Origin of the sequence: Cohaesibacter marisflavi, from assembly GCF_900115225.1 — a bacterium.
Taxonomy (GTDB): Bacteria; Pseudomonadota; Alphaproteobacteria; order Rhizobiales; family Cohaesibacteraceae; genus Cohaesibacter; species Cohaesibacter marisflavi.
Genome location: NZ_FOVR01000005.1, coordinates 215,061 through 238,041 on the forward strand (window position 1 = coordinate 215,061; position 22,981 = coordinate 238,041).

The following is a 22,981-nucleotide window of genomic DNA, read 5'->3' on the forward strand; positions in this document are numbered from 1 at the left end:
ATTCCCTACATCAATACATGAACTATTTTTGCCCATACCATGCCCTGCAATGGCGGGGAAGCAACTTTGACCCTTCTTCCCTGATAAGGCAAGGGGATCGACCCGATTCAGGCGCGATCCCCTCATATTTCTTCCACATGTCAGCGCCAATGCGCCTGCATGATCAAGCGTAATGCGTGGCGGAACCGCTATTCGGCGATGTTCCGTTTCAGCATTTCGATTTCCTGCTGCAAGGTATTGTCCGAAGATGCCAGCTCCTCGATCTTGCGCACCGCATGCAGCACCGTGGTATGGTCCCGGCCACCAAAGCGACGTCCGATTTCCGGCAGGGAGCGTGGCGTCAGCATTTTGGAAAGATACATTGCAATCTGGCGCGGGCGCACGATGGTGCGGGTCCGGCGAGAAGACAAAAGATCCGAGCGGGATACATTATAGTGCTTGGAAACAACGCGCTGAATGTCTTCGATGCGAATGCGGCGCGGTTCCTTGGAGCGGATCAGGTCCTTGAGAGCCTGTTCGGCCATCTCAATGGAGATCGGAGCCCCTGTCAGCTGGTTATGGGCCATCAGACGGTTGAAGGCACCGTCCAGATCACGGCCGTTGGAGCGGATGATGCCAGCCACATGATCAAGCACCAGTTCCGGAATGGTCAGGTTCGGATCCCGACGCGCAGCCTGCGTGGCGCGATCAGACAGGATAGACCGGCGCAGCTCTTTTTCAAGCGGCTGCAATTCACTGACCAGACCACCAGCCAGACGCGAGCGGACGCGCTCGTCAAGGCTTTCCAGCTCGACCGGAGGACGGTCGGCAGCAACCACCACCTGACGGGCGCCGTCAATGAGGCTGTTGAGCGTATGGCAGAATTCCTGCTGGATGCTCTTGCCCTGAAGGAATTGCAGGTCGTCGATCAGCAGAATGTCGATGTCTCTCAGCGTATCTTTGAAATCGATGGCTGCCTGACTCTTCAGCGCCTGAACAAAGCTATACATGAAGCGTTCGGCAGTCAGATAGAGAACACGCGCGGTCGGGTTCGACTTCTTGGCTTCCCATGCAATCGCCTGCAACAGATGGGTCTTGCCCAGACCAACGGAGGCATGCAGGAAGAGCGGGTTGAAGGAAACAGGCTGGCCGGGCTGGGCCATGGCCACCTGTTTGGCCGCAGCGTGAGCCAGCGTGTTGGACTGACCGACAACAAAGGTTTCGAATGTCAGGCGCGGATCAAGCGGAGAGCCGCCCAACTGGTCCTGCTCCTGCCCCATGGCAGCTGCCGCTGAAGGACGCGCAAAACCGGAATCCTTGTTGCCCGCTTCTGCCGACTTGGCCGGAGCCTTGTTCTGAACGGTCTTCGGACGCACAGCACCGCGCACATACAGGTCAATGCGGCGCACTTGCTCGCATTCCTCGCGCCAGAGTGCCATCAGCAGCTCGCCATAATGCGACTGAATCCAGGATTTGAGGAATCGGGTGGAAACGGAAAGAATAACCAGTCCGTTCTGCTCATCCTCAATTTCTACACTGGCAAACCAGCTTGAAAATACGTCTTCTCCGAGTTCCGCGCGCAGTCTTTTCTTCACGCGTTCCCATTCTTCTTTGCCCACTTTCACCGAAGGCTCCTCTTTTCGGGAGTCAGCCTCGGGAAAAGCCTGATGAGTCGCCGCACTCATCTCCATGTCAACATTTCCCTTTGTGGCCGTCTGCTGTATTGTCATCTTGTTGTTCTAGCCTAATAGCCGCCAAAAACAGCTGTTTCCTTGATAAGCCGCAATTCTGGTGAGTTTATCTCGCTCTTCTTGCTGCAGCCAAGTTGAATTTTCTATTCCAAGCTACCGGTTTCGGCAATTCGAAAAACATCCAAAAGACGTTCAGAATTGTCGCCAGGGCAACCCTGCGTGCTTCCATCCGTTGCAGTTTGATCGGTGCAACGTATCGTCCAGATCGCCTTCAAAGCCTGAAGCGACATTGTAGCAAGGGCCATCCCATTTGGGTGTCATCTCGATCGCCGCATGTTGGGAGCGGGCGCCTGAGCGGCACAAAAAATAGATCGGACTGTCCTTTGCCACCTTCCTGTTTTCAAGCTCGGTCAGTAGCCGTTCGGCAAAATCGCCATGAACGCTCATGTCGGGATAGGAGAGCCATTCCACCAGAAGCACGTCCCTATCAGGCTGGTCCAGCACGGGGATGCCGACATAAGACCATTCTGCATGGGTACGCACGTCTACGAGTACGGCTTCAGGATCCTGAGACAGGGCCTTCCAGGCTGTCAGTACATCAACGTCGCCTGCATAAGATGCCGTTTTACTCAAAGACAAACACTCCTGTTCGGGTGACATCAAGCCACCAGATGATGGTACTGCATGAACCTGTCCATGGGCATGGCCGTGCTTTGGTTACGGCCCGTGCTCCGACACGGCAAGAACCTGAAAAGTCATCCATACATCTTGCTGCCCACAAGACGTGAAGGCCCAAATGCCTTCTTCATGACTGGAATGACTTCCCGCTATGGTTGTCAGTTTTGATTTCAAAAATGCCTTCGGGCTTTTTGCTCTTCTATAGCAACCATGTCCCTGCGATAACCGACCATACACAGCCGGGGTGGGGCGTGCAAGAAGAACGAAATCAGATTCTTTGTCCCCGTTGGCCTCAAGCAAACCGAGCAGAATGCGCCAATTTTTTCTTGACCGGGCTATCCCTTTGCGACTCTTCAGATTCTGTCACCATTCGGTAACATTATGCAGATTCATTGCAGCGGAATTTTTTTTTATCGACTCCGATATTGACCCAAAAGAGAATCATTGTTGCGATTTTCTTAAGTCTCGATTTTTCGTTCAAGACCCTGAAAAATATGCATTTTTAGATTCGTCGGTCAAAAGGGGAACGATTGCTTCAGATTCATTAAAACTATCGATCCATATTGCCATTTTATGACGATTCCTGCGTATCGTCACAAAAAAGCCCGGCCAAAACCGGGCTTTCAGGCATAGGAAACCGGTCTTAAGCAGCCAGCGCCTTAACGCGTTTGCTCAGACGGGAGATTTTTCGAGAAGCGGTATTGGCATGAAACACACCTTTGGCGACAGCGCGCATCATTTCTGACTGGGCCTTGCGCAGAGCTTCGGAAGCGGCAGCCTGATCGCCAGCAGCGATGGCTTCTTCAACGAAACGGATATAGGTGCGAACGCGCGTGCGACGTGCTTTGTTGGTTGCAGTCTTACGAGCAATTTTACGGGTCGCCTTTTTGGCGGATACTGTATTGGCCATTGAGCCTATCCTTGTTTTCCATGCGGAGCCTTACCGGTCCGCTCACGCCGCTACATCACAACAGCCCTCAAATCTGTACAGGCCAGGAAGGACGAGCAGCCAACCTTAGCAAAGCGGAGATGCGCTCTGCTTTCTCGAAAATGATATGAATGATGAAGGCCCAAAGGCCCCTGCTGCATATCGACAGCAAAAGGCGGCACACAAGGGCCGCCCGTTGATCCGCGCTTATAGTCAAACTTGGTTGCCGCGTCAACCATTCTGATCGACGAAAAGGCGCAGAAACCGGCCTTTTTCGGATTCATAAAAGATTAACCCGTTATTCGCTCTGATCTTCAAGCGCGCACAGGCGTGTTTGGCGCACCTCGACCGATGGCTTCCAGCACATCGCTCAGAAAGCGGCCCAGATTGTCTGTGACATGATGAACATAAGGCACCTGTGTGCTTTCGGCCTCCCAGCGGCCATGAAAAACGTCCCGCATCTGATCAGGTACAATAAGCACACATGTCATGCCCAGCGCGTCTGGTACCTGCAGATTGCGCGCCAGATCCTCGAACATGGCCGAGCGGCTCGGATTGATGCCGGTCTGCTCCAAAAGCCGCTCATAGGGCGTGCGATTGGGCTTGGGCTCAAGCCCGGCCCATACAATATCGAATACGTCATCGAAATAGTCGGTAATGCCCAACCGCTCGGACACCTTGCGGGCATGGTCTTTCGTGCCATTGGTATAGATATAGCGTTTGCCGGGCAGGGAACAGAGTGCCTGTCCCAACAGAGGGTCGGGTTCCACGACGCTGTGATCGATGTCATGGACATATTCAAGAAAGTCATCGGGCGCGATGTCATGCTCGATCATCAGGCCGCGCAGCGTGGTGCCATATTGCTTGTAATAGCTATGGCGCAGGTGAGATGCATCATCGAGTGTCAGGCCCAGCAGATTGGACACGAACTCGTTCATCTTCACTTCCATCTGCGCGAAAAGATCAATATGGCGCGGATAGAGCGTGTTATCCAGATCGAAGATCCAACTGTCGATATCCCTGAAACTCTCCAGCAAATTGGTGCCGGAGCCATGATCGCTTTGCATTTAGATCTCCAATAGTCTTCCTTTGCCCAACGGGCCTTGTCCTGCATGTCGGCAGGAAACGATCCGGGACAATGCCACGAATGAGAGCATAAACCAAGCGGGCGGCATGGCTTAGTGAAAAATTGCTCACCTTATGATCTTGGGGGAAAGCCCTTGCCAAGGAGCAAAAGCCCTGCATTAGATAGATCCGGTAAGTATTCGTGCGAGGCATGGCCCAAAAAGGTCATTTTCTTCAGATCGGTATAGGGTACCATGGCATGGGGTGGCCGCCATGAAAAGACAAGCGGGCAAGGGATCAAGGGCAATCTGAATGGACGACAGGGCGCAGAATTATAAGGGTAGCGAGGCCAATGGCCTTCTGGTCGGCTCGGCGAAGGGGCAATCGGCGGGTAACGGCAAGGAAAAGGGCTATCCCAGCTTCGGATTGTCAACCAAGCTCTTGCTACTGACCATCGTGTTCGTCATGCTCAGCGAAATTCTGATCTTTGTGCCCTCCATTTCCAAATTCCGTGCCGACTGGATCACGCGCAAGCTGGAACTGGCAGAAGTAGCGGCGCTGATCTATACCAATGCCTCTGATGATCTGAAAGACAAGGCCATCGAGCAGGAGCTGCTCAATCGCCTCAATGTGCAGACCCTTGGTTTGCGCAATCATGGCGAACGGCGCCTGCTGGCCATGGTCGATATGCCCGGCAAGATCATGCGCGATGACAATATCCAGAGCATGGGGCCGCCGGAATTGATTGCGGCTGCCTTTGATACGCTGTTGTTCGGCAAGGGGCGCACCATCCGCGTGGTTGCTCAGACCAAGGACAATCAGGGCATGGTGGAAATGGTCTTTGATGAGACCGGATTGCGCGGCGATATGATTCGCTTTTCCATCAACATCCTGTTGCTGTCGCTTGTTATTTCGATGATGACAGCCGGTCTGGTTTATCTGTCTCTCAGGGCCTTGCTTGTGCGGCCCATTCTGGGGCTTCTGGACAATATGGCCCGCTTCACCTCCAATCCCGAAGATACCAACGCTGTCATCAAGCCTTCTGAACGGCGCGATGAGATCGGCATGATCGAGATGCAATTGGGCGAGATGGAGGGCATTCTTGCCAATACGCTGCACAAGCAGCGTCGCCTAGCCGATCTCGGGCTGGCAGTCTCGAAGATCAATCATGACCTGCGCAATATCATCGCCTCGGCCCAACTCTTTTCCGATCGCCTGTCGATTTTGGATGATCCAACCGTGCAAAGGGTCGTGCCCAAGCTAATGGGGACGCTGGATCGGGCGGTGGACTATTCCCGCGCGGTCATGTCCTATGGCAAGGCACAGGAAGCGCCGCCAGACAAACGGCTGCTGAATCTGCATCAGCTCGGCGAGGAAATGCGCGACCTGTTGGACCTATCCGAAACATCGCGCTTGACCTTCTCAAACCATATCCCGAAGGATCTTGAGGTCTATGCCGATCCGTCTCAGCTGTTTCGGGTCTTGATGAATCTGTGCCGCAACTCGGTGGATGTGATGCAGGGGCGCAAGGAAGAAGCGGTGATTTGCAGGCTGGATCTGTTTGCTCGCATCGAAAATGACAAGACCATCATAGAAGTGTCTGATACTGGCCCCGGTGTTCCCGAGGTCGCACGAGCGCATCTGTTCAGGCCCTTTCAGGGCTCTGTGCGCAAGGGTGGCACTGGGCTGGGCCTTGCCATCGCCGCTGAAATTGTCCGCGCACACGGGGGGGCTATTCGTCTGCTCGATCGCAGCCCCGGCGCCCATTTTGAAATCAGCCTGCCCAGAGAGTAAAGGCGCCAAATAAGGGCGGACAGGAGATTGGCCAACAAAAAGGCCAGGGCGCTTGGCAGGCCCTGACCTTTCCTTGAAGGAGCCAATGATCACGCAGTGATCTCAGAGATCCTTCTTGGAGAAATACCAGTCAACGGTTTCATAGCCTTCCGAAGCGCGGGCATTGGCGCCTTCAACGGTGGATGGCGGCGGAACAATGACCTTGTCGCCCGGCTGCCAGCCTTCCGGCGTTGCCACCTTATTGGCATCTGATGTCTGCAGGGCTGCCAAAAGACGCGCAAATTCCGGAATCGAACGGCCGTTGGACATCGGGTAATAGACCATGGCACGCAGGATGCCTTTCGGGTCGATAAGGAAGGTTGCTCGCACTGCAGACGTGTCGCTGGCACCCGGATGGATCATGCCATAGGCCTTGGCAACGGTCATTGAAATGTCGTCGATGATCGGGAACTGGATATCAACGCCCCAATTTTCCTTGATGCTGCGCACCCATGCGATGTGGGAATGGATGCTGTCGATCGACAGACCGAGCAATTCGCAGTTCATTTCCTGAAACTGGTCATAGGCTTTGGCAAAGGCCATGAATTCGGTGGAGCAAACGGGTGTGAAGTCGGCCGGGTGGGAGAACAGGATCAGCCATTTGCCTTCATAATCGGACAGTTTCTTGACACCGGCAGTTGTCGGAGCGCAGAAATCCGGAGCGGGTTTATTCAGTTGCGGGAATGCCGGGGCCTCTACTGTGGTTTCAATATCTGTCATGTAAAATACTCCTTTTTAGGTACGCTGAGTGCGTCCATTGCTGTTGACGGCACAATATCAGCAGTCTATTTATTAGTGAAATGAGTTATTTTTGACGTTTTAATCGAAAAAAACGATAACTGACATGATCCCATCCTTGCGCCAGCTAACCTTCCTGATTGCCTTAGCGGATGAATTGCATTTCAGCAATGCGGCGAAGCGTTGCAATGTGACCCAATCAACCCTCAGTGCCGGGCTGAAGGAGTTGGAATCCATATTGGGCGTGACACTGGCCGAACGCTCCAAGCGCTCCGTGATCATGACGCCCATCGGCCGCAAGATTGTCGAGCAGGCGCGCAAGATTATGACCGATACCCAGCATCTGGTGGAAACGGCCGCGTTGGAAGCCGAGGCCATGGCCGGCGACATGCATCTCGGTGTGATTCCCACCGTCGGTCCCTTCCTTTTGCCGCGTCTGCGTCCATTGTTGCGTGACGAGCATCCCCGCCTGCGGCTCTACTTGCGTGAGGAATTGACCGACCAACTGCTTGAAGGCCTCAGAAGCGGGCGGCTTGATGTGGCGCTCATCGCATTGCCCCACGATGTAGGCGATCTGGAGACACTGGAACTGTTTGAAGACGGCTATCACCTTGTTGCCCCGCTGGATCATGAGTTGGCCTGCAAAAGTCTGGCCGATGGCACAATGCTCAAGAATGAACCTCTTATGCTATTGGAGCGCGGCCATTGCTTGCAGCAACATGCCTTGTCTGCCTTTCCGGGGCTGTTGAACAAGGATGTGGAGTTTGACGCCACCAGCCTGGCCACCCTGTTGGCGATGGTGGAAGAGGGGCTGGGCTCGACCCTCATTCCCAATGTGGCCATTGATGCTGGATTGACCAAGGCGCATGATGTGGTCGAGATCGATTTGCCAACCTCCTTGCCCCGCAAGATCACTCTGGTCTGGCGTAAATCCTCCACCCGCAAAGACGATTTCCGGGCTCTGGGGGACTTGATCATCAAGGCCAGAGAGAGCCTGCGCATAGGCTAGGGAACAGGCGCTTGCGCGCGCTTGAAGCCAGCGATCAAGAAGCCACACAGCAATAGGCTTGAATGGGGCGATGAACTTTTCCGCCTTTATCCAGCACATAAAGTCAAACGACGGCTCTTAGACGAGGTTTGATTTTATGAAGAAAGATCGCATCACATATCCTGACGGCATTCTCGATTTGTTGAAGGTGCCCGAGCTCAGACGCCTGATACGGCAAGATATGGGCAGCAGTCCTTTACTTGCCAATGAACTGGAGTTCCTTCTGAGCCCGCCGATTCCGAGCGAGGTGTATGTCAAATACTTGTCTCCTGATGCAGAAAATCCCGTAAAAGTGGCTGATCAAATTCGCCAAGCCGCCTCACAGATGATGCGCGGGACATCTAGCGCGGATCTCGACAAATGGAGCAAGATCGTTGCCTTGATGCGCAAGGACATCATCAAGAGATTTGACAGCAAGATCGTGCCCGCTTTTTACCAGCGAGATATCTTCCGGAAATGGCATGAGCAGACTGCCATCGCTAAGGCCAAAGCCAATATGGGAGATCCCAAGAAGGTTGCCAAGAAACTGGATCTGGACGAGCATTACGATGCTAACATACTGGAAAAATACATGATTGCCCAAGCCCTTGGGCGCACAGATGAGGCCGCTAAAATCGAGAAGAAGTTGCGCGAAGGCCATGCGACTGATCTCAGACACATCGAGCACCAGGTCAGGAAGCGCAAGGAAAAGGAAGCAACGGGCAAGACCGAAGCCGAGCGTACAGGAGTCGACCTGACACCAGCCAAATTGCTCAATTGTGGGTTCCGGAATGTGAGCGAAAAAAAATTGCGCGAAGCCATCATGAAATTTTCAACTGCAGTTTTAACGGCCAAGAAAGCCGACCAGAAAGCCTTCTTCAAGAAGATACAGGCACTGGAACCCGAATCTGGAATCGCCCGGAACATGACGATTGAAAATCTGGTCAAGACCATGCGCAAAAAGGGGGTTATTAATGAAGGCGTCTATAAGTATGATGTCTACAAACCCTAAGCCTAGTCCTGTCCGCACGCGTGATTCCATGCTATTGGATAGCTCCCTATGTCCTATCGGACGAAGGGGAGCCGAGCCTGAACTGCATAGCGACTGGAAGCCATGACACGCGACGAATTTGATACCCATTGCGCCACCCTGCGCCACGCCACCAATGTGGTGCAGTGGGGTGGCTGCTCGGTCTGGAAGATCGGTGGCAAGATCTTTGCGCTCTGCGCACCAGAGACAAAAGACGGCAATCACCCAAAAATCAGTTTCAAATGCTCTGACATGGTCTATGAGATTCTGCGCGATGAGCCGGGCATCATTCCCGCGCCCCATCTGGCGCGGGCCAAATGGGTTCAGCTCACTGAGCCCGATGCCATGAGTGATGAGGATCTCAAGGAGCATCTGGATGTGGCTTACGAGATCATTGTTGGCAAGTTGACCCGCAAGATCCGCGCAGAGCTTGGCCTTTCAGATGGGTCGAATCGGATCTGAAACAATCCGGCTCAAAATTCGCGTCGAAATTGCGATATCAAGGACTTGACCCTGTGATGAGGTTTTGCCAAAATCCTGTCTGTAAACCTTTCGGCGCTGAGCGCGGTCATCCTGTCGGAATTTGACGCCCTGTCATTTCAACCGGCATCGAGGAGGGCAACCGCGGCGCACAGCCCGGACGTTCACATCGAACATGGTTTCATGGTCACAACTCCGGGCTGATCAGACCGGAGATACAGTGATGAAAACCATTATCGAACCTTTCCGCATCAAATCGGTAGAGCCCATTCGCATGACCACGCGTGCCGAACGCGAGGCAAAGCTCAAGGCTGCCGACTATAATCTCTTCGCGCTCAAGTCCGAAGACGTGATCATCGACCTTCTGACCGATTCGGGGACGGGCGCCATGAGTGCCGAGCAGTGGGCCGCCGTGATGCGTGGCGACGAGAGCTACGCCGGCTCTCCCTCTTATTATCGTTTCCGCGATAGTGTTCAGGAATTGATGCCCTTTGAGCATATCATCCCGACCCATCAGGGGCGCGCGGCAGAGGCGATTCTGGTTTCTATCTTTGGCGGTGCGGGCAAACATGTCCCTTCCAACACCCATTTCGACACCACGCGCGGCAATATCGAGGCATCGGGTGCCGAGGCCTATGATCTGGTGATCGAGGAGGGCAAGGACCCGGCTTCGCTTTATCCCTTCAAGGGCAATATGGATCTTGGCAAGCTGAAGGCCTTTCTGGAGGAGAAAGGCGACAGCGTACCCATGGTGATGATCACCATCACCAACAATGCTGGCGGTGGTCAGCCCGTGAGCCTTGAAAATATCCGTGGTGTTGCGGCGCTGGCCCATGAATATGGCAAGCCCTTCATAATCGATGGCTGCCGCTTCTCGGAAAATGCCTGGTTTATCAAGCAACGCGAAGAAGGCCAGCAGGACCGCTCCATCAAGGACATCGTGCGCGACTGTTTCTCGGTGGCTGATGGCATGACCATGAGCGCCAAGAAGGATGCCTTTGGCAATATCGGTGGCTGGATTGCCTTCAACAACGATTCGCTTGCGGAACAAGCCCGCGTTCGCCTCATTCAGACGGAAGGCTTTCCCACCTATGGTGGCCTAGCCGGACGTGATCTGGAGGCTCTGGCACAAGGGCTGCACGAGATTATCGATGAGGATTATCTCAGATATCGCATCCGCACCAACGAATATATCATCGAGAAACTTGATGCCCTTGGCATTCCGGTGGTCAAGCCAGCCGGTGGCCATGCGGTGTTTGTTGATGCCAAAAGCTGGTTGCCCCATATCGATCCGCTGAAATACCCGGCCCATACCGTGGCCTGCAAGCTCTATGAGATTGGCGGCATCCGCTCTTGCGAAATCGGGTCGGTGATGTTTGGTCGTCAGACCGACGGCTCGGAAAAGCCCGCAGCCATGGAACTGGTGCGCCTTGCCTTCCCGCGTCGCACCTATACCCAATCCCACGCAGATTATGTGGTGGAAGCCTTTGAGCAACTGGCCGCTGAAAAAGATCAACTCAAGGGGTTCAAGATCATCAGGGAACCAAAACTGATGCGGCACTTCACCTGCAGCTTCGCACCTCTGGACGGCTAACTCCGACTGGGCCATCCTGATTGTGCGAAGGCGCGCCAGCCCAATTTGCTGGCGCGCCTTTTCTTTTGTCTTCAGGTCGGCAAATCGGGCGGTCTCCGGACTTAAGATCCTTTAAGTATGAAAATCCTCAATTAAATACATTTGTTCCATGCAATTTTGTCATGAGACCGATGATCTGATCATCTTTGAATTGCTCAAAAGAGACAACCATATTCAGAATATGCGAAACGCAAGAGAGGTCTTTGGGGCCGCTTCAAGCGCTTTCGGAAATCAGTCAATAAGAGTAGGGATCGTTGCACCGCTGAGGGAAACAGATTTCGCCAGTCTCTCAACAGATCAACCGCTCAACTCAACACAATAAGCCCGACGGTCTGGATGGTCTTCAAAACCAGCGGCCACCGAGACCAAAGGGCAAGAAAAATAAGGAGAGGAAAGATTATGGCATATGCAACGATTAATCCATATAACGGCGAACAGGTAGCGTCCTTCCCCGATGCGACGGATGCAGAGGTAAGCGCAGCCATCGACAAGGCGCATACTGCTTTCTTGGCCTGGCGCGAAACCGGCTTTGCCGAGCGGGCAAAGATTCTGCAAAAGGCTGCAGACCTGCTGCGCGCCGATGCAGATGAGCATGCAAAGCTCCTGACCCTTGAAATGGGCAAGATCACGGCTGAGGCCAAGGCCGAGGTTGAGCTCTCCGCCAAGATCCTTGAATATTACGTTCGCAACGCAGAAAAGCTTCTCCAACCGCGTAAGTTGCCTGTGCTTGACCCTGCTGAAGGTGATGCGACGCTCGTGCATGAACCACTCGGCGTCCTGCTGGCCATTGAGCCTTGGAACTTCCCTTACTATCAGATCGCCCGTATTCTCGCACCGCAGCTGTCTGCAGGTAATACGCTTCTGCTCAAGCATGCGTCCAACGTCCCTCAGAGCGCCGCCCGCTTTGAAAAGCTGATGAAGGAAGCCGGTTTGCCAGAAGGGGCCTTTACCAACCTTTATGCAACCCGCTCCCAGATCGAGATGATCATCAACGATCCACGTGTGCATGGTGTGGCCCTCACAGGCTCCGAAGCGGCAGGCTCCGTTGTGGCGGCTCAGGCCGGTAAGGCGCTCAAGAAGTCCACCATGGAACTGGGTGGCGCCGACGCTTTCGTCGTGCTCAAGGATGCCGACATTGACAAGGCCGTGGATTGGGCCGTCTTTGGTCGCCACTGGAACGGCGGGCAGGTCTGTGTCTCTTCCAAGCGCATGATCATCGAGGATTCGGTCTATGATGAATTCCTCGAAAAATATAAGGCTGGCGTTGCCAAACTGGTGGCAGGGGATCCGTTTGACCCGAACACCACCCTTGCGCCGCTTTCTTCCCAGAAGGCCGCTGATGATGTGAAGGAACAGATCAAGAAGGCCGTTGCCAAAGGGGCAAAAGCCGAAGAAGTCGGCCCTGCCGTTCCCACCAAGGGGGCCTTTGTGCAGCCAACCATCCTGAGTGGTCTGGGCGAAGAGAATGAAGCCCGTTACTGGGAATTCTTCGGTCCGGTCTCCATGTTCTTCAGGGCAAAAGACGAGGCAGACGCAGTCCGCATCGCCAATGATACCCCGTTTGGTCTGGGTGGCTCGGTCTTCACCAAGGATGAAAAACACGGCGCAGACGTGGCCGCGCAGATTTCTACCGGCATGGTGTTTGTGAACCATCCAACCAAGGTTGAGGCTGACTTGCCATTTGGCGGCATCCGCCGCTCTGGCTATGGTCGCGAATTGCTTGATCTTGGTTTGACCGAGTTCGTCAACCACAAGCTGATTGATGTTGTCGATATCGACGCTGCCTTCTGATCGGCTCAAAAAAGCCTTTTATTGACCTTATGCAATCGGGAGCCCGTTCAGTGTACTGAGCGGGCTCTCGCCACATTCAGAAGCCTTGTTCACAGATGCTATGCGGATGCATTGATTGAATGGTCTGGATGATTTGGCTAGATAAGAGGCAGAGAGATGGAAGCCGAAGATGCTCATTTGGCATTTGCTGGTTCTGGCTCCCTTTTGAGGTCTATTGCTCGGCCACTCATAGAAGAAGGATTTTTCATGACCGCTATTTCTCGCAGAACATTCATGACCTCGGTGGCCTCTCTGGCGGCTCTCGGGGTTGCCCCGCATTGGAGCAACACGGCACAAGCAGCTGGCGAGACCACAAAGGTGGATGCCGCCACGGCCCTTACTGTCACTGGTGGGCAGATTATTGGTGCGCGCGAAGCCAATGGCACCCGCGTCTGGCGCGGCATCCCCTTTGCCGAACCGCCTGTTGGAGATTTGCGCGGCCGTGCCCCTTGTCCGGTTTCGTCCTGGGCAGGGCAGAAAGAGACGGTTGCCTTTGGCAATCAGGCCGTACAGCAAGCACTGAGCGCTGGCATGCCGGTGCACGATGCTGGCGCCGAAGATTGCCTTTATCTCAACGTCTGGGCTCCAGAAAAAGGATCTGATACGCCGCGTCCGGTGCTGGTCTGGATTCACGGTGGCGGCTATGTGGCCGGCTCCGGCTCGGAAGCGGTTTATTACGGTGATGACTATGCAGAGCGCGGCGATCTCGTTTATGTCTCCATCAACTATCGCCTCAATGGCTTTGGTTTTCTGCGCACCTCGCTGGATGCAGATTCGGCCAATCTCGCTCTACTCGATCAGGTAGCCGCGCTGCAATGGATCCAGAAGAATATCGAGCAATTCGGCGGTGATCCTGCCAATGTCACAGTGATGGGGGAATCGGCCGGAGCCATGGCCATCAGCACGCTTATCGGATCGCCGCGCGCGCGTGGTCTGTTCGCCCGTGCCATCATCCAGAGCGGTGGCGCACGTCCCATCTATTCGGCCCGTGAGGCAGAAGAGGTGCTGGCCTTTGCACTGGCTGAAGCAGGTCTCAAGCCCGGTGAAGACGAAAAGCTTATGGCTTTGCCACTTGAAGAACTCAAGCGCATCTTTGCGGCTATGGGAGCTAAATCCAAGAGTATCCTGCTTGGGGGCGAGCCATTCCATCCCGCCATTGGCGACTCGGTTCTGCCCAAGCATCCACTGGAAACACTCTCGGCCATTCCTGCTCTTATTGGTCACTGCGAGAATGAGGGCCAGACCTTTGCCCATTTTGAAAATCTGTTCGAAGGCCTACCGCTCAAGGTACGCAGTCTCGTGGGTGAGGAAAAATGGAATGAACTGGCAAGAATCTATAAGGCGCATGCAAGGCCAGAACGCGATCCGCTGATGGATCTCTTCAGCGACAGCTTTACCGGTATTCCCTCTTTGCGCTTGGCTGATCAGCTGAAGGGCCTGGGCGCGGATGTCTGGAGCTATCGCTTCGACTATCAAAAGGCCTCCCCGATCGGAGCCGCTCATGCCTCTGATATTGCATTCACGTTTGGCAAGCCCAATGAGGCGCCGTTCCCTGTTGAATGGACCAAGCAAGCCCAAACGGTGTCAGAACGTATGCGCGACAGCTTCATTGCGTTTGCCCGCACCGGTAATCCGCAGACATCAGACCTGCCAGACTGGCCACAGCATGATCCCGAGGCGCTCGACTATCTGCGCTTTGACGCCACGCCGAGCATTGGGCAGGACTTCATTGGTGCCGAGCGACGCGCAGCATGGCAGGATGTGGCGATTGATGCTGTCTAGGGATATGGCTGCCTGAAAGAAGCCTGAAACAAGATAGTGAGACCATCATCCAGCTCGAGGAATTGGGCTGGATGTTTCTTTATCTGAGCGAGAAAGCTGCCCGTCATGCAGGACCTAAGCCTTATAAGTGCGGCAAAGTCGTGCGGATATGGTCCGCCAATGCCGAAACCGCAGCGGAAGGACGCTGATCGGCCAGTTCCAGCGTGATGCCTATGGCGGGTAGCGGTGGCAAGTCATCTGATATGATATGCAGATCCTGTGGCACGGCGCTGCGGGTCAGAACGCTGATGGCGTGGCCCGAGCGGGCAATAGCCAGAAGACCGGCCAGACTGTTGCTGGCATAGGCCACCCGATAGCGCCGGTTGATCGCCTCCATCACGGTGCAGGCTGCCCGATAGTCGATCGTGCTCGGAGTGGGCAGGGCGAGCGGTAGAATCGGAGCCGAAAGGATCGCCGGCGCAGCTTCATTGGCCACCCAGACCAGCTGCTCCTTGCGAATAACCCCGTCCGCCTTGGCTGAAGGCAGGGAGACCAGCGCCATATCCAGCAAGCGCTGCTGCAATTGCGGCCTCAGATCCGTTGACGGGGCGCAGGCCAGCCTCAAATCGATGTCCGGATAACGCGCGCAAAAACTGCCCAGAAGCTGGGGCAAGAAGGCGCTTGCATAATCCTCCGTACAGCCAAGGCTGATCGAACCGCGCAAGGTGGTTCCGGTCATATCCATCAGGATTTCGTCATGCTGGGTAAGAAGAGCCTCGGCATGCACCAGCAATTTCTCACCCGCCGCCGTCAACCTGACGCCCGCGCCGGTGCGATGCAGAAGCGGTTTACCGAGTTGAGCCTCCAGACGATGCATCTGCATGCTGAGCGCCGACTGTGTGCGCCCGACCTGCTGGGCGGCAAGGCTGATGGAGCCTGTTTGTGCCACAATGACGAAATTTTTCAGCAAGGCGATGTCGAGTGACTGCATGATATAAGTCCGATTGATATCTGAATTTAGTATTATCAATTTGCCTGAATTTTCAAGCCTTGCTAAGGCTGGATGAGCAACAAAAAACATCGCCCCGATACCAGAGAGAAACAGCATGTCCTTAAATGATGATCCGGCCTTTTGGAACCGCGCCAACGACCATTTGATCCGCTATGGCTCTGCCTTTGAAAAACTGATCATCGAGCGCGCCGAAGGCAACTATGTCTATGACGCCGATGGCCGCGCCATTCTCGATTTCACCTCCGGCCAGATGAGCGCCCTGCTTGGCCATTCCCATCCGGATATCGTCTCCACCGTCAACAAACAGATGGCGACGGTTGCTCATCTTTTCTCCGGCATGCTCTCTCGTCCGGTTGTAGACCTTGCCTCCCGCCTTGCCGAGCTTGCGCCGGGGCTGGATCGAGTGATGCTGGTAACCACCGGCGCCGAATCAAACGAAGCCGCCATCCGCATGGCCAAACTGGTGACCGGTGGCCATGAGATCGTTGCCTTTGCCCAGAGCTGGCATGGCATGACGGGTGCGGCTGCTTCGGCCACCTATAGCGCGGGTCGCTTCGGATATGGGCCTGCGTCCGTTGGCTCTTTCGTCATTCCTGCCCCGGACACCTACCGCCCGCGCTTTACCAATGCCGATGGCAGCCTTGATTGGCAGACCGAGCTGGATGACGCCTTCCGCCTCATCGATTGCCAGACTTCGGGCAAGCTGGCCGCCTTCATCGCAGAACCGATCCTTTCAAGCGGTGGCATCATCGAATTGCCGCTCGGCTATCTGGCAGCTCTGAAAAAGAAATGTGAAGAGCGCGGCATGTTGCTCATCCTCGATGAAGCCCAGACCGGCGTCGGTCGGACCGGCACCATGTTTGCCTTCCAGCGCGATGGCGTTACGCCCGATATCATGAGTCTGTCCAAGACCCTTGGCGCTGGCCTGCCGCTGGCGGCGATTATGACGAGCAAGGAAATCGAAGAAAAGGCCCATGAACGCGGTTTCCTTTTCTACACCACCCATGTGTCCGATCCGCTGCCCGCCGCCATCGGCAACACGGTGCTGGATGTGGTCGCTCGGGATGGCTTGGTTGAAAAGGCAACCGAACGCGGAGCCCAGATGCGCAATGGTCTTTTGGAACTGCAAAAACAGTTCAATTGCATCGGCGATATTCGCGGGCGCGGCCTGCTGATCGGGCTCGAAGTGGTCAAGGATCAGGAAACCAAGGCTCCGGGCTACGAGCTGGGTACCAAAATCATGGAAGAAGCGATGCAGCGCGGCCTCTCCATGAATGTGGTCAAGCTGCCGGGCATGGGCGGCGTCTTCCGCATTGCCCCGCCGCTGACGGTGTCCGCCGAAGAAATCGACAAGGCCCTCAACATCATCTCCGATTCGATGGCCGCTGCCACGAAATAGGGTCCAAAAGACAACCCCGCTGCGAGTGGTGCAAACCCTTCCGCAGCGGGGTTTTTCAATAAAAAGTTCATCCTAAATTAGCGCACATAAGCATTAAGTGAAATTGGTTGTTATTGCTGCACTCCAAGTGACTTGATAGAGTTGTGGCGACAATTATTTGGGAAGAAGTAATGCCTTATCCAATCGAAGATAAATTAGTTATCGCGGTGTCCTCAAGTGCGCTCTTCAATTTGGAACAACCAGATCGAATTTTCAAAGACGAGGGGCAGGAAGCTTATAAGGCCTATCAAGAAGCTCATCTAGATGAGCCGCTTAGCGAAGGATACGCATTTTCGTTTATACAAAAATTTTTGCAGATCAACGAGAAAAATAGTAAGGAAAAACCTGCTGAAGTCGTGGTTTTATCGAGAAATTCTCCCGCCACTGGAAAGCGGGTCTTTCGGTCGATTCGACATTATGGGTTAGAAATTTCAAGGGCGGCATTTTTGCAAGGAAAGTCACCGTATGCATATATTCCAGCATTCAATGCGTCGCTCTTTCTCTCCGCCAATAAACAAGACGTGAAAAATGCTATTGACGCAGGGTATCCTGCTGGCATTGTCCTTCCAAATAGTAATATACATGAAGAAGATGGAGACGAACTGAGAATTGCGTTCGATTTTGATGGAGTGATAGCTGATGATCGATCAGAAGTGGTCGTACAAGAGCTTGGGTTGTCGGAGTTTCATCAACAAGAGGATGCGCAGTCGAGTATTCCTTTATTTTCTGGACCGTTGGCAGATTTTTTTAAAAAGATTTCCAAATTGCAAGATATTGAAGCAAGGAAGAATAAAGAGGATTCCAGCTATAAAAGGTTTATTCGTACCGCAATTATTACCGCAAGAAATTCCCCTGCCCATGAAAGGGTGATCACGACTCTAGACGAGTGGGGAGTAAGCCCGGACGAAACATTTTTCCTTGGAGGTATGCAAAAATCTCGAATTCTTGAAGTGTTCAAACCGCATATGTTCTTTGATGATCAGCGCTCACATTTAGATCAGAACGTAGATGGAGTATCTTTAGTTCATATCCCCTTTGGAATAGCAAATAGGTAAAATCTAGCGCTCAAGCAGATTTTCTACCGCCCTGATCAGTAGCTTGAGATCATCCGGGCGGGAGAGGCGATGATCGCCATCCTTGACCAGCGTCAGCTTGACATCGTCACGCGCCAGACGGGCAACCAGATCGACTGATGAATGCCAGGGAACTGCGTCGTCCTTGACCCCTTGCAGGATATGCACCGGACAACCGGTTTCGATCAGATCATCGCCCAACAGATGAGCCTTGCCATCCTCGATCAGTTTGGCGGTGATTTCATAAGGGCCATCATCATAAGCACTTGGGCGCCGGAAAATGCCTGTTTCCGCCATTTCGGCCTTGGCTGCTTCGTCAAAATTGTCCCACATCAACACTTTGGTCATGTCGATTGCCGGGGCGATCAGAACAAGGCCCTTGATGCGGCTCTTTTCAAGCCCGACCTGTGCAATATGCGCTCGGGTGAGCAACAGGGCGAGCCAGCCGCCCATGGATGAGCCGCAGATGATTTGCGGTCCGTCGGTCTTTTCATCGAACACCGCAAGGCTTTCGGCGAGCCATCGCGAGATGGTGCCATCCAGAAAGTCTCCGCCGGAGACGCCATGGCCGGAATAGTCAAAGCGGGTGAAGGCCGCGCCATTTTCTGTCGCCCATTCATCCAGACACTGCGCCTTGTCCCCTTCCATGTTGGACTTGTAGCCATTCATCCAGAACAGCCCCGGTTGGCCCGCTTTTGCGGCCAATCGCTGTTTGAAGGCAATTTCGCGGGGATGGTCCCCCTCAACCAAGGGGTTTCCGACAAGGAAGGTTTGCTTTTGGGGGGCTGACATTGTTATGTCTCCGGGAAAGAAATCAAACGGCACCGTTGGCAAGCGCGGCGACGGGGATGCCAGTTACATAGCGCGGTGGACCGCATGACGAAAGCCCCAACAATTCTACAGGTTATTCCTTGGCTCGATTCCGGTGGCGTAGAGCGCGGAACGGTGGATATCGCAGCCGCGATAACCAGCTCTGGTGGCAAGGCTCTGGTGGCCGCTGAAGCAGGGCGGTTGCTGCCCGAATTGGAGGCGGTGGGCGGACGCCTGTTGCCGCTCAAGGGGCTTAGCAAGAATCCGTTGCGGATTCTCTTCTCCAACGCCAAAGCCATCGAGCGCATGATCCGAGAGGAAGGGGTGGATCTCGTCCATGCCCGCTCTCGTGCCCCTGCATGGAGCGCTTATATTGCTGCCCGGCGCGCCGGTGTGCCCTTTGTGACCACCTATCACGGCGCCTATAGCCAGAAGGGGCGGTTGAAGGCCTTCTATAATTCGGTCATGGCCAAAGGCGATATTGTGATCGCCAATTCCCATTACACGGCTCGGCTCGTCATCGGGCGCAATCCGGATGCGGAAAACCGGACGATGACCATTCACCGCGGTGTCGATATGGATCTGTTCGATCCACAAAAGATTTCTGACGAGCGGATTCAAGCCCTGCGCAGCAAATGGGAATTGGATGCCCGCCCCGTGATGATCCTTCCCTCAAGGCTGACGCGTTGGAAGGGGCAGAGTTTCATCATTCCAGTGATGGGCGCGCTCAAGAAAGCCATCGGGCCAACCTTCCAATTGCTTCTCATCGGCGATGAACAGGGGCGTGAATCCTATGTCGCGGAGCTGGATCGTCTGATCGCCGAGCACGATGTGGCTGACTGCGTCAGTCGGGTTGGCCATTGCAAGGACATGCCGGCAGCCTATGCGCTGGCCACTATGGTGATTGTGCCCAGTCAGGATGCGGAGACCTTCGGACGCTCGGCAGCCGAAGGGCTGGCCATGGGCAAGCCGACCCTTGTTGGCGATCTGGGCGCCCAGCCCGAGGTCGTGGCTCCGCCCATGGATGTGACGCCGGAACAATGGATCGCCAGCGTCATCGCTCATGATGATGCAAAAGGCTGGCAGGAGGCGATCGCCCAAACGCTTACCATGCCCGAGGCAAAGAAACAGCAGGTGGCCCCGGTCGCCAGAAATCTGATCGAGGCCTGCTTTTCGCTTAAATCCATGGGCCAGCAGACCCTTGCTGTCTATGACCAACTGCTGGGATGTGATCTGGCGGATCGCTATGGAGCCGAGCGCTAGCCGATCGCGCCCAACTCGGCGCTCCTCATCAGTGCCCGTCTTCAAGGCCCCTGCGGCGGAAGCTGCCCGGGCCGATATGGAAGGCCCGTTTGAAACTGCGCGAAAAGGATGGCACGCAATCATAGCCACACCGGCTGGCCACCTCGCCCATCGACAAATGGGTCGTGGTGAGCAGCATACGGGCCTTGGTGAGGCGCCAGCTCCTGAGATAATCCATCGGTGTCTGCCCCACTTCCTCTGCAAAATTGCGAGCGAAGGCAGAGCGGGATTGCCCGGCCAGTGCGGCGAGATCTTCAACAAGCCACTTTTTCTCCGGCTCGGCATGGATGGCACTAAGGCTGCGCGCTATGGCCTTGTCTGAAAGGGCGCGCAGGAAACCTTTGGTCTCGTCCGTGGCGGTTTGGGCAAGCTGTCGGATGGTCTGGATGAAAATCACTTCGATCAGACGGCTGACAATGGCCGCCATGCCCTGTTCCCCTCGATTGGCCTCCAAGGAGATCAAATCAAGGGTGGAGCGCATCCATGGCACGGTTGCCATATCCTCTGGCCTAAGATGAAGATGGCTCGGCAGAAGCGCCAGCACGGGATGCTCGATTTCTTCATCAAAATGCAGAAAACCGCAGAGCAAGGCGGCTTTCTCGCGCTCTTTGCCGAGTCTCAATACGCCGTCCCGCAAGGCCCCGCTGTCAATCAATCCGCCCAAATCCGCCGGTGCAAGATCCGGGGCCGCCTTGATGCTCTGGGTTGCTCCATGAGGCACCAGCAGAATGTCTCCCTTTTCAAGCGGCACCGGCTCTTCTCCCTCCAGACAGAGCCAGCAGGAGCCATTCAGCACGATGTGAAAGCGGATATGGCGCTGAGAGGGAGGAATGGCAACCGCGAAGGGGCCGGATAGCTGGGCGCGAAAATAGAGCTCCCCGGCGATGCGCAGGGTCGCAAAAATATCGGAAATCAGATCTGTCTTATACATGCGTATCACTTTCTGGACGATCTGCTAAGAATGAGGGCGTTTCAATCATTAACAAGCGCCAGCCATTGCGGCAAGCATTGGGCGGAGGCGGATAGGCCGCTGATCGACCCGTTGCCCTCTCGACCCAATGCCTGATTGACCCAATGATTGTGGAGCGAAGATTCAAATGCCTTTGGAAATGATACTTGCCCTCATCGGATTTGCCTTTGTCATGTCCATCTCGCCCGGCCCCGCCAACTTTCTGTTGCTGGCCTCTGGCGCCAATTTCGGCGTGTTGCGGTCCCTGCCGCTGATATTTGGCGTGTCGCTTGGCTTTTTGTCGATGGTGTTTGCCGTCGGGCTCGGATTGGGGCAATTGCTCAAGGAAGCGCCGATGGTTGAAACCGGCCTCAGAGTTGCCTGCGGGGCCTATATTCTCTGGCTGGCCTACAAGATTGCTGGCGCTAGATCCATGGGGGACAATGCTGGCAATGAGGGCGAAAAATTGGCCAAGCCGGTCTCCTTCATTCAGGCGGCTCTGTTGCAGCTGCTCAACCCGAAGGCCTGGACCGTCGCCCTGCTGGTAACCGTGACCTACATGACCGAACAGGATTATCTCGCCAACCTTATCGTGCTGGTGGCAGTGTTTGCGGTGGTCAATATCCCCTCTATCAGCATCTGGGCCATATCCGGGGCAGCCTTGCGCAAGCGGCTATCTCAAGGCTCCCGGCTGATATGGTTCAACCGGATCATGGCCTTGCTCCTGGTTGCCAGCATGGCGCCCATGCTGATCCATTTGTAAGACAAAGAAAAAGCCTGATCCGGCCAGAATCGAGCCGCCAGATCAGGCCGTGCGAATGCGCGATAGTCGGGCGAAGCTTAGTGCTTCTGTGGGCGTAGATAGGTGAACCAGTAAATGAGGCCTACCAGAACGCCGCCGCCGATGATGTTGCCGATGGTGACCGGGATCAGGTTGTTGATCACGAAATGACCCCATGTCAGATCGGCGAAGTCCGCCGCTGTGGTGCCGGTTGCGGCCCAGAATTCGGGACCGGCAAATGTCTTGGTCATGATGGCCATCGGGATCTGGAACATGTTGGCGACACAGTGCTCAAAGCCGGAAGCAACGAACATGGCGACAGGCAGGGTCACGGCCAACAGTTTGTCGGTGACAGAACGTCCCGCATAGGACATCCAGACGCCAAGACAAACCATGACATTGCACATGGCGCCAAGCGCTACGGCCTGAAAGAAACCATGATGCAGCTTATGCTGGGCGACATGCATATAGTTCAGACCAAGAGAGCCGTTGCCCTGCTCGTAATGCTGGGCAATCTGCATGATAACAACCAGACCGATGGCACCGACAAAGTTGCCCGCATAGACGATAACCCAGTTTTTGCCGAGCTGTCCCCAGGTGATTTTCTTGCTGGCCTTGGCCACAACGGTGAGCACCGTGCTGGTGAACAGATCGCCGCCATTGACGACAACCAGCATCAGGCCAAGACTGAAGGCCAGACCACCGATGAATTTGTTGGCTCCCCAGCCGATATCGCCATTTCCGTTGGTCACCACCGTGTAGAAAATGAAGGCGATGCCGATGAAGGCACCCGCAGTGATCGCCAGAACGAATGTGGTCAGCGGCTGTTTGGTTGCTTTATAGACACCAACATCCTCGGCTTTCTTGGCCATTTCGGCGGGCATCAGGGCGTCAAATTGGAATTGAGGCGTTTCGGACATGGAGTAGACTTTTCTGCTCTTTG

20 protein-coding genes are annotated in these 22,981 nt (G+C 54.8%); 11 read left to right on the forward strand and 9 right to left on the reverse strand.

Going from position 1 to position 22,981, the window contains the following annotated elements:
- Positions 1 to 188 precede the first annotated feature (188 nt).
- From dnaA to BM258_RS12090, 4 genes are all read right to left on the reverse strand, one after another.
- Positions 189 to 1,709, reverse strand: a complete 1,521-nt coding sequence (gene dnaA, locus BM258_RS12070) for a chromosomal replication initiator protein DnaA (RefSeq protein WP_407062721.1) — start codon at positions 1,707 to 1,709, stop codon at positions 189 to 191.
- A gap of 153 nt (positions 1,710 to 1,862) precedes the next feature.
- Positions 1,863 to 2,303 (reverse strand): rhodanese-like domain-containing protein, encoded by a 441-nt coding sequence (locus tag BM258_RS12075; protein ID WP_244544687.1) that lies wholly within the window; start codon positions 2,301 to 2,303, stop codon positions 1,863 to 1,865.
- Between the two features lie 688 nt (positions 2,304 to 2,991).
- On the reverse strand, positions 2,992 to 3,258 hold the full coding sequence (rpsT, locus tag BM258_RS12080; protein WP_090072553.1) for a 30S ribosomal protein S20: 267 nt from the start codon (positions 3,256 to 3,258) through the stop codon (positions 2,992 to 2,994).
- A gap of 332 nt (positions 3,259 to 3,590) precedes the next feature.
- On the reverse strand, positions 3,591 to 4,343 hold the full coding sequence (locus BM258_RS12090) for a pyrimidine 5'-nucleotidase (RefSeq protein ID WP_090072557.1): 753 nt from the start codon (positions 4,341 to 4,343) through the stop codon (positions 3,591 to 3,593).
- Positions 4,344 to 4,653: 310 nt separating this feature from the next.
- Between BM258_RS12090 and BM258_RS12095 the strand changes: the two genes are divergently transcribed.
- Positions 4,654 to 6,135, forward strand: a complete 1,482-nt coding sequence (locus tag BM258_RS12095) for a sensor histidine kinase (protein WP_090072559.1) — start codon at positions 4,654 to 4,656, stop codon at positions 6,133 to 6,135.
- Between the two features lie 102 nt (positions 6,136 to 6,237).
- On the opposite strand, the gene BM258_RS12100 is transcribed toward BM258_RS12095, so the two are convergent.
- Positions 6,238 to 6,894, reverse strand: a complete 657-nt coding sequence (locus BM258_RS12100; RefSeq protein ID WP_090072561.1) for a peroxiredoxin — start codon at positions 6,892 to 6,894, stop codon at positions 6,238 to 6,240.
- Between the two features lie 124 nt (positions 6,895 to 7,018).
- On the opposite strand from BM258_RS12100, the gene BM258_RS12105 reads away from it, so the two are divergent.
- From BM258_RS12105 to BM258_RS12135, 6 genes are all read left to right on the forward strand, one after another.
- Complete coding sequence (locus tag BM258_RS12105; RefSeq protein WP_090072563.1) at positions 7,019 to 7,921, forward strand: hydrogen peroxide-inducible genes activator; 903 nt, start codon at positions 7,019 to 7,021, stop codon at positions 7,919 to 7,921.
- Positions 7,922 to 8,057: 136 nt separating this feature from the next.
- Positions 8,058 to 8,951 carry a hypothetical protein gene (locus tag BM258_RS12110; protein WP_090072564.1) on the forward strand — a complete coding sequence of 298 codons (894 nt, stop codon included), beginning with the start codon at positions 8,058 to 8,060 and terminating at the stop codon, positions 8,949 to 8,951.
- Positions 8,952 to 9,053: 102 nt separating this feature from the next.
- On the forward strand, positions 9,054 to 9,431 hold the full coding sequence (locus tag BM258_RS12115; RefSeq protein ID WP_090072566.1) for an MmcQ/YjbR family DNA-binding protein: 378 nt from the start codon (positions 9,054 to 9,056) through the stop codon (positions 9,429 to 9,431).
- Positions 9,432 to 9,672: 241 nt separating this feature from the next.
- The gene (locus tag BM258_RS12120; RefSeq protein ID WP_090072569.1) at positions 9,673 to 11,043 is read left to right on the forward strand and encodes a tryptophanase; all 1,371 of its coding nucleotides are present in this window, start codon (positions 9,673 to 9,675) and stop codon (positions 11,041 to 11,043) included.
- Between the two features lie 438 nt (positions 11,044 to 11,481).
- Positions 11,482 to 12,873, forward strand: coding sequence for an NAD-dependent succinate-semialdehyde dehydrogenase (locus BM258_RS12130; protein ID WP_090072573.1), 1,392 nt, complete (start codon positions 11,482 to 11,484; stop codon positions 12,871 to 12,873).
- A 246-nt stretch (positions 12,874 to 13,119) separates the two neighbouring features.
- Complete coding sequence (locus tag BM258_RS12135; RefSeq protein ID WP_175528048.1) at positions 13,120 to 14,694, forward strand: carboxylesterase/lipase family protein; 1,575 nt, start codon at positions 13,120 to 13,122, stop codon at positions 14,692 to 14,694.
- A gap of 121 nt (positions 14,695 to 14,815) precedes the next feature.
- Here BM258_RS12135 and BM258_RS12140 read toward each other — a convergent pair whose 3' ends face one another.
- Positions 14,816 to 15,664 carry a LysR family transcriptional regulator gene (locus BM258_RS12140; RefSeq protein WP_090072720.1) on the reverse strand — a complete coding sequence of 283 codons (849 nt, stop codon included), beginning with the start codon at positions 15,662 to 15,664 and terminating at the stop codon, positions 14,816 to 14,818.
- A 115-nt stretch (positions 15,665 to 15,779) separates the two neighbouring features.
- On the opposite strand from BM258_RS12140, the gene BM258_RS12145 reads away from it, so the two are divergent.
- Positions 15,780 to 17,084, forward strand: coding sequence for an aspartate aminotransferase family protein (locus BM258_RS12145; RefSeq protein WP_090072577.1), 1,305 nt, complete (start codon positions 15,780 to 15,782; stop codon positions 17,082 to 17,084).
- 170 nt (positions 17,085 to 17,254) lie between these two features.
- Positions 17,255 to 18,178, forward strand: coding sequence for a 5'-nucleotidase (locus BM258_RS12150; RefSeq protein WP_090072579.1), 924 nt, complete (start codon positions 17,255 to 17,257; stop codon positions 18,176 to 18,178).
- 3 nt (positions 18,179 to 18,181) lie between these two features.
- Here BM258_RS12150 and BM258_RS12155 read toward each other — a convergent pair whose 3' ends face one another.
- Positions 18,182 to 18,988, reverse strand: a complete 807-nt coding sequence (locus tag BM258_RS12155) for an alpha/beta hydrolase (protein ID WP_090072581.1) — start codon at positions 18,986 to 18,988, stop codon at positions 18,182 to 18,184.
- 84 nt (positions 18,989 to 19,072) lie between these two features.
- Here BM258_RS12155 and BM258_RS12160 point away from each other — a divergent pair, with 84 nt between their 5' ends.
- Positions 19,073 to 20,269: a glycosyltransferase family 4 protein gene (locus tag BM258_RS12160; protein WP_139229257.1), complete on the forward strand. Its 1,197-nt coding sequence runs from the start codon at positions 19,073 to 19,075 to the stop codon at positions 20,267 to 20,269.
- Positions 20,270 to 20,297: 28 nt separating this feature from the next.
- On the opposite strand, the gene BM258_RS12165 is transcribed toward BM258_RS12160, so the two are convergent.
- The gene (locus tag BM258_RS12165) at positions 20,298 to 21,239 is read right to left on the reverse strand and encodes an AraC family transcriptional regulator (protein WP_210186735.1); all 942 of its coding nucleotides are present in this window, start codon (positions 21,237 to 21,239) and stop codon (positions 20,298 to 20,300) included.
- A 166-nt stretch (positions 21,240 to 21,405) separates the two neighbouring features.
- On the opposite strand from BM258_RS12165, the gene BM258_RS12170 reads away from it, so the two are divergent.
- Positions 21,406 to 22,020 (forward strand): LysE family translocator, encoded by a 615-nt coding sequence (locus BM258_RS12170; protein ID WP_090072585.1) that lies wholly within the window; start codon positions 21,406 to 21,408, stop codon positions 22,018 to 22,020.
- Positions 22,021 to 22,097: 77 nt separating this feature from the next.
- Here the strand turns inward: BM258_RS12170 and focA are convergent, their stop codons facing one another.
- Entirely contained in the window at positions 22,098 to 22,958 is an 861-nt protein-coding gene (gene focA, locus BM258_RS12175; RefSeq protein WP_090072587.1) for a formate transporter FocA, read from the reverse strand.
- Positions 22,959 to 22,981: the final 23 nt, after the last annotated feature.